This is a genomic window from Pseudomonas sp. Irchel s3f7, from assembly GCF_900187615.1.
Classification (GTDB): Bacteria; Pseudomonadota; Gammaproteobacteria; order Pseudomonadales; family Pseudomonadaceae; genus Aquipseudomonas.
Genome location: NZ_FYDO01000019.1, coordinates 52,462 through 65,611, shown reverse-complemented (window position 1 = coordinate 65,611; position 13,150 = coordinate 52,462). Strand labels below are relative to the sequence as shown.

The 13,150-nt window shown below is 60.4% G+C and carries 14 protein-coding genes; 7 read left to right on the top strand and 7 right to left on the bottom strand.

The genetic code is table 11. The features are described from left to right. Window positions 1-19: 19 nt before the first annotated feature. Window positions 20-1,219, top strand: coding sequence for an MFS transporter (locus CKW19_RS17610; RefSeq protein ID WP_095058990.1), 1,200 nt, complete (start codon window positions 20-22; stop codon window positions 1,217-1,219). Here CKW19_RS17610 and arfB read toward each other — a convergent pair. The 7 genes from arfB to CKW19_RS17575 form a co-directional block, all read right to left on the bottom strand. Next, entirely contained in the window at window positions 1,216-1,629 is a 414-nt protein-coding gene (arfB, locus tag CKW19_RS17605; RefSeq protein ID WP_095058989.1) for an alternative ribosome rescue aminoacyl-tRNA hydrolase ArfB, read from the bottom strand. The two genes, CKW19_RS17610 and arfB, sit on opposite strands and share 4 nt — an antisense overlap. Before the next feature lie 198 nt (window positions 1,630-1,827). Continuing rightward, window positions 1,828-3,240 carry an amino acid permease gene (locus tag CKW19_RS17600; protein WP_095058988.1) on the bottom strand — a complete coding sequence of 471 codons (1,413 nt, stop codon included), beginning with the start codon at window positions 3,238-3,240 and terminating at the stop codon, window positions 1,828-1,830. Window positions 3,241-4,014: 774 nt separating this feature from the next. Next, window positions 4,015-5,238 (bottom strand): 23S rRNA pseudouridine(2605) synthase RluB, encoded by a 1,224-nt coding sequence (gene rluB / locus CKW19_RS17595; protein WP_095058987.1) that lies wholly within the window; start codon window positions 5,236-5,238, stop codon window positions 4,015-4,017. A gap of 276 nt (window positions 5,239-5,514) precedes the next feature. Next, window positions 5,515-6,498 carry an SMC-Scp complex subunit ScpB gene (scpB, locus tag CKW19_RS17590; protein ID WP_095058986.1) on the bottom strand — a complete coding sequence of 328 codons (984 nt, stop codon included), beginning with the start codon at window positions 6,496-6,498 and terminating at the stop codon, window positions 5,515-5,517. Window positions 6,499-6,509: 11 nt separating this feature from the next. Continuing rightward, the gene (locus CKW19_RS17585; protein ID WP_177408826.1) at window positions 6,510-7,208 is read right to left on the bottom strand and encodes a ScpA family protein; all 699 of its coding nucleotides are present in this window, start codon (window positions 7,206-7,208) and stop codon (window positions 6,510-6,512) included. 120 nt (window positions 7,209-7,328) lie between these two features. Further along, complete coding sequence (locus tag CKW19_RS17580) at window positions 7,329-7,958, bottom strand: L-threonylcarbamoyladenylate synthase (RefSeq protein WP_095059054.1); 630 nt, start codon at window positions 7,956-7,958, stop codon at window positions 7,329-7,331. Between the two features lie 13 nt (window positions 7,959-7,971). Beyond that, window positions 7,972-8,835 carry a PHP domain-containing protein gene (locus CKW19_RS17575; RefSeq protein WP_095058984.1) on the bottom strand — a complete coding sequence of 288 codons (864 nt, stop codon included), beginning with the start codon at window positions 8,833-8,835 and terminating at the stop codon, window positions 7,972-7,974. A gap of 87 nt (window positions 8,836-8,922) precedes the next feature. On the opposite strand from CKW19_RS17575, the gene CKW19_RS17570 reads away from it, so the two are divergent. The 6 genes from CKW19_RS17570 to CKW19_RS17545 all read left to right on the top strand — a co-directional run bounded on the left by CKW19_RS17570 (window position 8,923) and on the right by CKW19_RS17545 (window position 13,140). Further along, window positions 8,923-9,519 carry a septation protein A gene (locus tag CKW19_RS17570; RefSeq protein WP_095058983.1) on the top strand — a complete coding sequence of 199 codons (597 nt, stop codon included), beginning with the start codon at window positions 8,923-8,925 and terminating at the stop codon, window positions 9,517-9,519. Window position 9,520: 1 nt separating this feature from the next. Next, entirely contained in the window at window positions 9,521-9,820 is a 300-nt protein-coding gene (locus CKW19_RS17565) for a YciI family protein (protein ID WP_053156484.1), read from the top strand. 110 nt (window positions 9,821-9,930) lie between these two features. After that, complete coding sequence (locus CKW19_RS17560; protein ID WP_095058982.1) at window positions 9,931-10,344, top strand: translation initiation factor 2; 414 nt, start codon at window positions 9,931-9,933, stop codon at window positions 10,342-10,344. A gap of 7 nt (window positions 10,345-10,351) precedes the next feature. Continuing rightward, on the top strand, window positions 10,352-11,029 hold the full coding sequence (locus CKW19_RS17555; RefSeq protein ID WP_095058981.1) for a response regulator transcription factor: 678 nt from the start codon (window positions 10,352-10,354) through the stop codon (window positions 11,027-11,029). Window positions 11,030-11,244: 215 nt separating this feature from the next. Further along, window positions 11,245-11,694, top strand: a complete 450-nt coding sequence (locus CKW19_RS17550) for an LTXXQ domain protein (protein ID WP_095058980.1) — start codon at window positions 11,245-11,247, stop codon at window positions 11,692-11,694. A gap of 102 nt (window positions 11,695-11,796) precedes the next feature. After that, on the top strand, window positions 11,797-13,140 hold the full coding sequence (locus CKW19_RS17545; protein ID WP_095058979.1) for a cell wall metabolism sensor histidine kinase WalK: 1,344 nt from the start codon (window positions 11,797-11,799) through the stop codon (window positions 13,138-13,140). The last annotated feature ends 10 nt before the right edge of the window (window positions 13,141-13,150 follow it).

Genomic DNA, 13,150 nt, shown 5'->3' with positions numbered 1-13,150 from the left:
TTACCGTGGACCTTTACCCATGTCTGAAAAACAGCGCCCCCTGACGGTCACGCTGCAAGTTGTATCCATCGTCCTGTTTACCTTTATCGGCTACCTGAATATCGGCATCCCCTTGGCCGTATTGCCGGGTTACGTCCACAACGACCTGGGCTTCGGCACCGTGATCGCCGGGTTGGTGATCAGCGTGCAATACCTGGCCACCCTGCTCAGCCGCCCGTATGCCGGGAAAATCATCGACAACAAAGGCAGCAAACTCGCGGTGATGTATGGCCTGGCCGGATGCGGCTTGAGCGGTGTGTTCATGTTGATGTCGGCGTGGACGCAAAGCCTGCCGATGCTCAGCTTGATCAGCCTGTTGATCGGCCGTTTGATACTCGGCAGCTCGGAAAGTCTGGTCGGTTCCGGTTCGATTGGCTGGGGTATCGGCCGGGTTGGCGCGGCGAATACCGCCAAGGTTATTTCCTGGAATGGCATCGCCAGTTACGGCGCATTGGCGGTCGGCGCGCCGCTCGGCGTGTGGCTGGTCAGTCGGTTGGGCTTGTGGAGCATGGGCGTGAGCATTGTGCTGCTGGCCGTCATTGGCCTGTTGCTGGCCTGGCCGAAAACCGCCGCGCCGATCGTTGCCGGTGAACGTTTGCCGTTCATGCATGTGCTCGGTCGCGTGCTGCCCCATGGCTGCGGGCTGGCGCTGGGCTCAATCGGTTTCGGCACCATCGCCACCTTCATCACGCTGTATTACGCCACCCAGCACTGGGACAACGCAGTGCTGTGCCTGAGCCTGTTCGGCGTCAGCTTCATTGGCGCGCGCTTGCTGTTCGGCAACCTGATCAACCGCCTCGGCGGCTTTCGCGTGGCGATTGCCTGCCTGTCGGTGGAGACCCTGGGATTGCTGCTGCTATGGCTGGCACCGGATGCGCATTGGGCCTTGGCGGGTGCAGCGTTGAGCGGGTTCGGCTTTTCGCTGGTGTTCCCGGCGCTGGGGGTGGAAGCGGTCAATCTGGTACCGGCGTCCAGTCGTGGTGCGGCAGTGGGGGCTTACTCGCTGTTCATCGATTTGTCGCTGGGGATCACCGGGCCGTTGGCCGGTGCGATTGCCGCAGGTTTCGGATTTGCTTCGATCTTCCTGTTTGCCGCCCTTGCCGCTTTGAGCGGATTGATGCTGAGTCTCTATTTGTACCGGCAGGCACCGAAGCTGCGTGAATCGCGGGACGCGCCTTAGAAATCCACCTTGCCGCGACCGGCCTTGATGTTGCCGCGCTTGCTCTTGGATTCAAGCCGACGCGTCTTGGAGCCCAGGGTTGGTTTGGTCGGACGGCGTTTCTTTTCCACCTTGGTGGCGCTGAGGATCAGCTCGACCAAACGCTCCAGCGCATCGGCCCGGTTCTGTTCCTGCGTCCGGTATTGCTGGGCCTTGATGATCAACACGCCGTCGCTGGTGATGCGACTGTCGCGCAGTGCCAGCAGCCGCTCTTTGTAGAAGTCGGGCAAGGACGAGGCCGGAATATCGAAGCGCAGGTGCACGGCACTGGAGACCTTGTTGACGTTCTGACCACCGGCGCCCTGGGCACGAATGGCGGTCAACTCGATCTCGGCATCCGGCAGATGCACGTTGTTGGAAATTACCAGCATGGAAAAGCGTCCGTATTCAGAGCGTGCAGGATACCGCGAATCCCCCCTATTTTCGGCCCACCTTTTGTAGGAGCTGGCTTGCCAGCGATGACGATGGTGAACGTGACGCCGTCATCGCTGGCAAGCCAGCTCCTACAGGTTTTGCAGCGCCCAAAACAAACCCGGCACTTGGCCGGGTTGGTTGATTCTGCGTCAGTGTTACTTCACTGCTGCCTGCAACGCGTGCTGAGCACTGCGCTTGTTCTTGATGCCGTAGCAGACCCACATGAACACGACCCACAGCGGAATCGCGTACACCGAGACCTGAATCCCCGGAATCAGCAGCATCACGCCCAGAATGAACACCACGAACGCCAGGCAAACGTAGTTCCCGTACGGGTACCACAAGGCCTTGAACAGCGGCGTCTGTTTGGTTTTGTTCATGTGCTGGCGGAACTTGAAATGTGAGTAGCTGATCATCGCCCAGTTGATCACCAGGGTAGCCACCACCAGCGACATCAGCAGTTCCAGCGCGCTGTGCGGGATCAAGTAGTTCAACAACACTGCGATCAGCGTCACGGCCGCCGAAGCCAGGATCGAACGCACCGGCACGCCGCGCTTGTCGATCTTCGCCAGGCCTTTCGGCGCGTCGCCCTGTTCGGCCATGCCCAACAGCATACGGCTGTTGCAGTAGGTGCCGCTGTTGTACACCGACAACGCCGCAGTCAGGACCACGAAGTTGAGGATGTGCGCGGCGGTGCTGCTGCCGAGCATCGAGAACACTTGTACGAACGGGCTGCCGCTGTAGGAATCACCGGACGCGTTCAGGGTAGCCAGCAGGCTGTCCCACGGCGTCAACGACAGCAGAATGACCAGTGCGCCGATGTAGAAAATCAGGATCCGGTAGATCACCTGGTTGATGGCTTTCGGGATCACGGTTTTCGGCTTGTCGGCTTCAGCCGCGGTGAAACCGAGCATTTCCAGACCACCGAAGGAGAACATGATGATCGCCATGGCCATCACCAGACCACTCACGCCGTTCGGGAAGAAACCGCCGTGGGTCCACAGGTTGCTCACCGCCGCTTGCGGGCCGCCGTTGCCGCTGACCAGCAAGTAGCTGCCCAGGGCAATCATGCCGACGATGGCAACGACCTTGATGATCGCGAACCAGAACTCGGCTTCGCCAAAGACTTTGACGTTGGCCAGGTTGATCGCATTGATCAGCACGAAGAAGGCGGCAGCGGAGGCCCAGGTCGGGATGTCCGGCGCCCAGTAGTGGATGTATTTGCCGACAGCCGTCAGCTCGGACATGCCCACCAGAATGTACAGGATCCAGCAGTTCCAGCCCGACAGGAAACCGGCAAAGCCGCCCCAGTACTTGTGCGCGAAATGGCTGAAGGAACCGGCCACTGGCTCTTCGACGATCATTTCGCCCAGTTGGCGCATGATCATGAAGGCAATGAAGCCGCAGATGGCATAGCCGAGGATCATCGACGGACCGGCAGATTTCAGTACCCCGGCCGAGCCGAGGAACAAACCGGTACCGATCGCGCCACCGAGGGCGATCAGTTGAATGTGGCGATTCTTCAGGCCGCGTTTCAGCTCGCCTGAATGCGAGTTTTGTCCACTCATGAAAAGGGTCTCACGCAAGGTTTGATGATGTTCAGTAAACGTTGCTGCTCAGCAAAGACATTAAGCGGCACCGATCAAACCCCAGCGCAGGCACCAGGAGTTCAGCGTATTTACTACGGTCATGCGTCACCTGTTTGTTTTTATCTGTGACGAAATCGAACCCGACACGCTTGTGGCGCAGCGGAGTGAACAAGGCGGATAGCCTTGAGGTTTGCGCAGATGCGCAGGAGGTCACAGGTAAAACGCGGCGCATTGTACACCTGTAACCCCCTGCTGCCAGACTCGCTGGACAAGCGTGTCTATGGCCGGGATTGCCTGTGTCCGCGACGAGAGGCTCGGGCGGCTGCAAATACGGGGTCGGACCCTTGCGGATCAAAGACGGGGACGGCAGTAAAATCGCCCCTCGCGGAGAACTGAAAATGGATTGCGGCGATCATTGCGCCTCCTTTTTGTTATGCACCTGCACGACAGGCATGGCGCGCATGACACCCTGACTGGAGTGGTGAAACAAGCGGGCCAGAGGGCTGGAAGCTAACCGGGAGGGGCTGATGTGTAAGCGTTTTCTTACGGCATCCAGGAAGTGTCGAATCCACAGGGTGAATCCGTGGGATTTGTCAGGATTTCTTTACAGACCGTAACATCGGGTTTCCATTCGGGAGAGTATGGTGTTGCCGCTTTGCCCGCGAAGAGGCCATTGAAAACACTTCATGGCTAAAACCAGACCAAAAAAAACGCCAACCCGAAGGTTGGCGTTTTTTATGAAGCGCTGACCGATTACTCAGGCTTGCGACGACCAAAGCCAGGACGCTGACCCGAACCCGCCGGAGCGCCACGGCGCTTGCCCGACGGTTTGTCGCTGTCGACCAGGCTGATGCCAGGACGCTTTTTCGGTGCAGGCTTGGCCGGGCGCTTGGTGTCGACCGGACGATCGGCCACCGGCGTGCCACGACCTTCGCCGCGCTCGGTACGGCCATTGGCCGGACGCGGCGTGCGTGGACCGCGCTCACCGTCCTGACGGGCGGCTGGCTTGCGACCTGGACGCTCGCCTTCGATCTTCGGTTCGCGGCTGGCACGCGGAGCGGCGGGTGCACCGGGTACGGCAGCAGCCGGACGCAGGGTACGAACGCGCTCGGTCTTGGCCATCGGACGTGACGATTTACGCTGCATCCGGTCCAGTTTGTCTTTGCTCTTGGCGTTCATCTGCGGCATCGCGACCGGCGTCAGGCCGACTTCGGCACTCAGAACATCAACTTCGTACTGGCTCATTTCGCGCCAGCGGCCCATCGGCAGGTCGGAGTTGAGGAACACCGGACCGAAACGCACGCGCTTCAGACGGCTGACCACCAGGCCCTGGGATTCCCACAGACGACGAACTTCGCGGTTGCGACCTTCCATCACCACGCAGTGATACCAGTGGTTGAAACCTTCACCGCCTGGCGCTTGCTTGATGTCGGTGAACTTGGCCGGACCATCTTCAAGGACCACGCCAGCCTTCAGGCGCTCGATCATCTCGTCATCGACTTCGCCACGCACACGTACCGCGTATTCACGGTCCATCTCGTAGGAAGGGTGCATCAGGCGGTTGGCCAGCTCACCGTCGGTGGTGAACATCAGCAAACCGGTGGTGTTGATGTCCAGACGACCGATGTTGATCCAGCGGCCTTCTTTCGGCTTTGGCATCTTGTCGAACACGGTCGGGCGACCTTCCGGGTCGACACGGGTGCAGATCTCGCCATCGGGCTTGTTGTACATGATCACGCGGCGGACCGACTCGGAAGCCTCTTCGCGCTTGATCACCTTGCCATCGATGGTGATGGCGTCGTGCATGTCGACACGCTGGCCAAGGGTGGCGTCTTTGCCGTTGACCTTGATGCGGCCGTGGCTGATCCAGGCTTCCACGTCACGGCGCGAGCCGATGCCGATACGGGCGAGGACTTTCTGCAGCTTTTCGCCTGCTGGGCCGATTTCCTGGTCGTCTTTCTGGTCTTTGATACTCATCTGGGCACCTCCCGGTGTGGTCTGTTCAGGCGTTGCCTGAAGCGATGTAAATCTGAGTTCTTGGCGATGGGATCGCCGAAGGGTCGCGAATCATACGCGCATGCGGGCGTTTGCGCATCAGAGACTAGCTGATCAAGGCAAGGTTATTTGCTTTTCCGCCGACCGGTGATCGCGAGCTTTTGTAGGAGCCGGCTTGCTGGCGATGCGGCCAACGCGGTGTATCTGAAGGACCGCGGTGATGCCATCGCCAGCAAGCCGGCTCCTACGGGATGGTGGTCAGTCTTCGAATTCGCGGCGTTCGGCTTCGATGGCTTCGGCCAATGCCTGGGCTTCGGCCTCTTCGTCCGACAGTTCAGGCTCGGGTTTCGGCGGCTCGAGGGCGGCGACGGCGGCCAGGAGTTTTTCCCGGGCTTGTGCGACGCCGAGGATATCGTCTTCCTGCTCCGGTTCAGTTTCAGTTTCAGGCTCGGGCTCGGGCTCGGGCTGCGCCGCTTCGACGTCTGGTTCGACATCCGACTGCTCCGAATCGAACTCAGGCGACACACCATCACGCAACAAATCGTCGAAATCGGTCTTGATCCCCTCCTCCATGGTGTCCAGCTCCAGAAGCAGCGTATGGAAACTGGTCTCTTCCTTCGGTTCCTCCGGCTCGGCGCTGGCATCGGCCAGCGCTTGCAGGGCGGCCGGCACCGGGGCATCGTCGAAATCGAGCACCGGGTCCGGTTCCAGTTCACGCAGTTCGGCCAGCGGCGGCAGGTCGTCGAGATTTTTCAGGTTGAAGTGATCGAGAAAGGCCTTGGTGGTGGCAAACATCGCCGGTTTGCCGGGCACGTCGCGGTAACCGACGATCCGAATCCACTCGCGCTCCATGAGGGTCTTGACGATGTTGCTGTTGACCGCCACGCCCCGCACGTCTTCGATCTCGCCCCGGGTGATCGGCTGGCGATAGGCAATCAGCGCCATGGTTTCGAGCATGGCCCGGGAATAACGCTGCGGGCGTTCTTCCCACAGACGCCCGACCCACGGCGAGAATTTTTCGCGAATTTGCAGGCGGTACCCCGAGGCCACTTCCTTGAGTTCGAAAGCGCGGCCGTCGCAGGACTTGGCCAGAATCGTCAGGGCCTTCTTGAACACCGGCGGCTCAGGGCGCTCGCCTTCCTCAAAAAGTTCGAACAGGCTTTCCAGGGATTGCGGCTTTCCCGAGGCCAACAGAAAGGCTTCAAGCAATGGCGCCAGCTCGCGGGGTTCACTCAGGTTCATGATTCAACTCGTTATTCGGCTCGGGCCCGCACGTGGATCGCTGCGAACGGCTCATTCTGCACCAGCTCGACCAAAGATTCCTTGACCAGTTCGAGAATCGCCATAAACGTCACGACCACCCCCAAGCGTCCCTCTTCAGCGGTGAACAGTTCGACAAACGGCACGAAACCGCCGCCCTTGAGCCGTTCCAGCACATCGCTCATGCGTTCGCGCGTAGACAGCGCTTCGCGGCTGACCTGGTGGCTTTCGAACATGTCGCCACGGCGCAAAACCTCGGCCATGGACAAAAGCAACTCGGACAGACGCACGTCCGGCAACAGCTTGCGCGCCCGGGCTTCAGGTGCATCCAGCTTCGGTACCACCACGTCACGTCCGACGCGGCTCAGGCCATCGATCCCTTCGGCGGCAGCCTTGAAGCGTTCGTACTCCTGCAAGCGGCGGATCAGTTCGGCGCGCGGGTCGTCTTCTTCCTCCTCGACGGTTTCAGCCCGTGGCAGCAGCATTCGCGACTTGATCTCGGCGAGCATCGCGGCCATCACCAGGTACTCGGCCGCCAGTTCCAGGCGCACCGACTGCATCAACTCGACATAGCCCATGTACTGGCGGGTGATTTCCGCCACCGGAATGTCGAGGATGTTGATGTTCTGCTTGCGGATCAGGTACAGCAGCAGGTCGAGCGGGCCTTCGAAGGCTTCGAGAAAGACTTCCAGCGCATCCGGCGGGATGTACAGGTCCAGCGGCATTTCCATGACCGCCTGGCCATAGACCATGGCGAAAGGCAGTTCTTGCTGGGCGCCGGCCTGACTGTCGACGGGTTCTACTGCCGACATCTACGCCTCGGCCATGAAAGGCGCAGGGTCGCCGCAGCCAACGCGGATGACTTCAGGCTCGCCGTCGGCGAGGTTGATCACGGTGGACGCCTTGATGCCGCCGAAACCGCCGTCGATGATCAGATCAACCTGATGCTCGAGCAGTTGGCGCATTTCATAGGGATCAGACATCGGGTCAGTTTCGCCGGGCATGATCAAGCTCACGCTCATCAGCGGCTCACCCAGCTGTTCCAGCAGTGCCAGGGCAATCGGATGACTCGGAACACGCAGGCCGATGGTGCGTTTTTTCGGGTGCAGCAACAACCGTGGCACTTCGCGGGTGGCGTTGAGAATGAAGGTGTATGGCCCCGGCAGGTGCGCCTTGAGCAGACGGAAAGTCCCGGTATCGATCTTGGCAAACAACCCCAGTTGCGACAAATCGCAGCAAATCAGCGCGAAGTTGTGCTTTTCATCCAGCCCGCGCAAACGGCGCACGCGCTCGACGGCAACCTTGTCGCCGATCTGGCAACCAATGGCGTAGGACGAGTCTGTGGGATAAACCACCACCCCGCCGCTGCGGATGATCTCGACTGCCTGTTTGATCAGGCGCGCTTGCGGGTTTTCCGGATGAATCTGGAAAAATTGACTCACATTTTCTACCTGTTCAGACGGCGGCAATAACTGGGTCATGTTTGAATCGGCACCAAAGTGGCGGCAGATCCTCCGGGAGCGGGCGGTACTCACCGATCTCTGACCAGCCTCCCGGACCATGAAAATCACTGCCGGCGCTGACCAGCAGACCGAATTCACGGGCCAGAATGGCCAGGCTGCCCACTTGCTCGGCGGGCTGGTAACCATTGACCACTTCGATGGCGTGGCCACCTGCTTGAATATAGTCGGCAATCAGGCGGCGGCGCTTGCTGCGAGTGAATTCGTAGTGCCATGGGTGAGCAAGACTGACCCAGGCCTTGGCCGCGCGCAGGGTTTCGACGGTGTCTTCCAGCGTCGGCCAGTGTTGCTTGACGTCGCCCAGCTTGCCGGCGCCCAGCCATTTGCGAAACGCTTCGGCGCGATCCTTGACGAATCCTTCACGGACCATCCAGTCGGCAAAGTGCGGGCGGGCCGGTGCGTTGCCGCTGTCGCCCAGCTCCTGCTGTATCGACCGGGCACCTTCGAGCGCCCCCGGCATGCCTTTGAGCGCCAGTTTTCGGCTGATCTCTTCGGAACGCAGCCAGCGCCCATCGTGCAATTTGGCGATCGCTTCGACCAACGGCGCGGCGTTGACGTCGAAACCATAGCCAAGCACGTGAATGGTGGCGCCGCCCCAGGTGCAGGACAATTCGACCCCGTTGACCAGTTGCATCCCCAGCGCATCCGCAGCGCTGCGCGCCTCGGCGAGACCTTCGAGGGTGTCGTGATCGGTCAGGGCCAGGACTCGCACGCCGTTCTCGAACGCACGCGCAACCAGAACCGCAGGCGCCAGGGCGCCATCGGAGGCCGTGCTATGGCAGTGCAAATCAACATTCACAGGGCTTTGTAACCTCAAATCAGCTGGCGCTATCGCGCGCCCATATGTTTGTTATTATGCCGCCACATCCTGCTTCTGGCTGCCACTGTGAAACAATTCATCGATTTCATCCCGCTCCTGCTGTTTTTCATCGTCTTCAAAATCGATCCACGGGTCGTCGACATTGCCGGTCATGAGGTAACTGTAGGCGGTATTTACAGCGCCACGGCCATGCTGATCATCAGTTCGCTGGCGGTTTACGGCACGCTGTTCATCAAACAGCGCAAGCTGGAGAAGAGCCAGTGGCTGACGCTGATCGCCTGCCTGGTCTTCGGTAGCCTGACGCTGGCCTTCCACAGCGAGACGTTCCTGAAATGGAAAGCCCCGGTGGTCAACTGGCTGTTCGCGCTGGCATTCATCGGCAGCCACTTCATCGGTGACAGCCTGCTGATCAAGCGCATCATGGGCCATGCACTGACCCTGCCGGAGCCGGTCTGGACGCGCCTGAACATCGCCTGGATCGGTTTTTTCCTGTTTTGCGGTGCCGCCAACCTGTTTGTCGCGTTCACCTTCCAGAGCTACTGGGTCGACTTCAAAGTCTTCGGCAGCCTGGGCATGACTTTGCTGTTCCTGGTCGGCCAGGGCATCTACCTGTCCCGCCATCTGCATGATGCCGATACCACAACGCCTAAAACCGAGGACTGACATGCTTTACGCAATCATTGCCACAGACGTCGCCAACTCCCTGGAAGCCCGCCTGGCCGCACGGCCTGCACACCTTGAGCGCCTGCAAGCGCTCAAAGGTGAAGGTCGCATCGTTTTGGCCGGTCCACACCCGGCGATCGACAGCAATGATCCAGGCGCTGCGGGTTTCACCGGCAGCCTGATCGTCGCCGAGTTCGACTCCCTGAGCGCCGCACAAGCCTGGGCCGACGCAGATCCGTACATCGCCGCAGGCGTCTACGCCAACGTTCTGGTCAAGCCGTTCAAGCAAGTCCTGCCGTAACACCTCTCCACGCGGTGAACCTTATTGGTTCATCGCGTTCTCAATCGCTCATTATTCTCGTTTGCCGGCCGACAACTTGCCCAATACTCGTATTGGAATCAGGAGTCGCGATGCGCAAAGGTCCGTTGTGTCTGATGTTAGTCACGTTGTCGATCATGGCACCCGCCCACGGTGAAGAAAGCGCCGAGGAAGGTCATTCCACGCCGCTGTCCTTGAGCGCCGGCAGCCAGATCAATGAATTGCAGCAACGCTTGAAAGACAGCGAGCGGCAACGGGAAGAACTGAGCAAACAACTGCAGAATGCCGATGGCGAGCGCGAAAGCGCCCAGCTGGCCCGGTTGCGCCAAGAGAACCAGCGACTGAAGCTGCAACTCAAGGAAGCCCAGGCCGGCAGTTCGGTGCCACGCTGGTTGACCGATCAGCAACAATGGTTCGTGATCGGCGCCGGGGTAGCGCTATTGGCTCTGCTCTGCGGTATCTTCGCCAGTGGGGCAAGTCGAAAACGTCGACAATGGCTAAATTGAGTGAGTCATGAGCGAGCTGTTACTGATTGATGATGACCAGGAGCTGTGTGAGCTCCTGAGCAGTTGGCTGAGCCAGGAAGGATTTCAGGTTCGCGCCTGTCACGACGGCCAGAGTGCGCGGCGTGCACTGGCGGAGGCCTCCCCGGCGGCCGTGGTGCTGGATGTGATGCTGCCCGACGGCAGCGGCCTGGAACTGCTCAAGCAATTGCGCAGCGATCATCCGGATCTGCCGGTGCTGATGCTCTCGGCCCGGGGCGAACCGCTGGACCGCATCCTCGGCCTGGAACTCGGCGCCGACGATTACCTGGCCAAACCCTGCGATCCGCGGGAACTGACCGCCCGCCTGCGTGCGGTGTTGCGCCGCAGCCATCCGGCGGCGGTGTCCAGCCAGATGGAACTGGGCGACCTGTGTTTCAGCCCGGTGCGCGGCGTGGTCAGCATCGATCAACAGGAATACATCCTCACCGTCTCTGAAAGTCGCCTGCTCGAAGCCTTGCTCAAGCAACCCGGCGAGCCTCTGGACAAGCAGGAACTGGCGCAAATCGCCCTCGGCCGCAAGCTGACCCTGTACGACCGCAGCCTGGACATGCACGTCAGCAACCTGCGCAAAAAAATCGGCCCGCACGCCGATGGCCGACCGCGCATCGTTGCCCTTCGCAGCCGCGGTTACTACTACAGCCTCTGACGAAACACGCCCCCTGTAGGAGCTGGCTTGCCAGCGAAGCTTTTGATGGCCTCAAGGCCCCTTCGCCAGCAAGCCGGCTCCTACAGGGATGTTTTGTCAGGGACATAGAAAACCATCTTTACCCAAGCCTTACACTCCGCTGACCGCCGCTGACCTTGATCTCCGTAATCTGCACTCATCCGGAACGTACCGGGAACGAGACAAGGAGATACACCATGCGCAAGACTCTTATCGCTCTGATGTTCGCTGCCGCCCTGCCGACCGTTGCCATGGCCATGCCCGAAGGCGCAGGCCCGATGGATGGCTCGATGGACGGTTCGCGCCACGGCGGTCAGATGCACGGCATGCACGGCAAAGGCCCGTACAGCCAGCTGGACCTGAGCCGCGAACAGCGCGAGCAGATCCGCAAGATCATGGGCGAGCAAATGCACGAACGTAAGCAAGTGGTCGACAAGTACCTGGAGAAACTCTCGCCAGCCGACCAGAAAGCCATGAAAGACGAGATGACCGCGAACCACAAAAAAGCGGAAGCGGATGTACGCGCCTTGCTGAAACCGGATCAACAGAAAGAATTCGACGAAATCCAGAAAAAACAGGCTGAGCGTCGCGCTGAATGGACCGAGTTCAAGGCCTGGAAAGCGCAACAACCGCAAAAGGCGCAATAATGCGTTAACCCCGGACCCAACGACTCAACCGCGTTGGGTCGCATGCGTTTGATCTAATGTGGGAGCGAGCAGGCTCGCTCCCACACGTTTCGAGGATTTTCTGTGCGTTCATTGTTCTGGCGTATTCTGGCCAGCTTCTGGTTGGCCATCGCTCTGGTTGCAGGGTTGTCCATTCTGCTCGGGCACATGCTCAATCAGGACGCATGGATTCTCAGCCGTCACCCGGGCCTCAACACGCTGCCCGAACAGTGGACGCAGACTTACGAGTCCGAAGGCGAAGAGGCCGCCCAGGACCTTCTTCAGCAACGCAAACGTCAGTATCACATTGACGTTCAGGTGCTCAACGAAAGTGGCGACCCGGTGGTGCGCGGCACATTCCCTCGTCGCGCCGCAGCGTTCGAAGCGCGGCAGAATAACGAAGACCGACGCCTGCCATGGCGACGCCTGACCGATGAATACACCAGCGAAAAAACCGGCGACACCTACCTGCTGATCTACCGCATCCCCCACCCGGAACTGGACGCCTGGCACCGCGAAAGCCTGTTATGGCCGTTGAGTGCGCTGGGTATTGCCTTGGTGGTGCTGACTTTATTCAGCCTGCTGGTGACCTTTTCCATCACCCGCCCGCTCAGTCGCCTGCGCGGCGCGGTGCATGACCTCGGCCAAACCACCTATCAACAAAACAGCCTGGTGAAACTGGCTAACCGCCGCGACGAGTTCGGCGTACTGGCCAACGATTTCAACCGCATGGGCGCGCGCCTGCAAAGCCTGATCGGCAGTCAGCGGCAATTGCTGCGCGACGTGTCCCACGAGCTGCGCTCTCCCCTCGCTCGTTTGCGCATCGCCTTGGCACTGGCCGAGCGGGCCACTCCGCAAGAACGCGAACAGCTGTGGCCGCGCCTGACCCGCGAGTGCGATCGCCTGGAAGCGCTGATCAGCGAAATCCTAGTGTTGGCGCGGGTCGATTCCGACAACGCCAGTGCGGAAGAGGTGGACCTCAACGCGTTGCTCACCACCCTGCAAAAGGATGCGCAACTGGCCTCACCGGATCAGCTTGTCCATCTCGAAGCCGAGCCGCAACTGAACCTCAAAGGCTGGCCGACCATGATCGAACGGGCCGTGGACAACCTGCTGCGAAATGCCCAGCGTTTCAACCCGGCAGGTGGCATGCCCATCGAAATACAGGCCTTGCGTCAGGGCGAACGCATTGTGGTGACGGTGCGCGATCATGGGCCTGGAGTGGATGCCGAGCACTTGAGTCAGCTCGGCGAGCCGTTCTACCGCGCCCCCGGGCAAACCGCCGCCGGACATGGCCTGGGGCTGGCCATTGCACGGCGTGCGGCAGAACGGCATGGCGGCAGCCTGGCGCTGGCCAACCATCCTGAAGGCGGGTTTATTGCCAGCCTGGAATTGCCGTTGGTTCCGGGGGCTGTTGCGCCGTTGTAAGCGCTGTGGT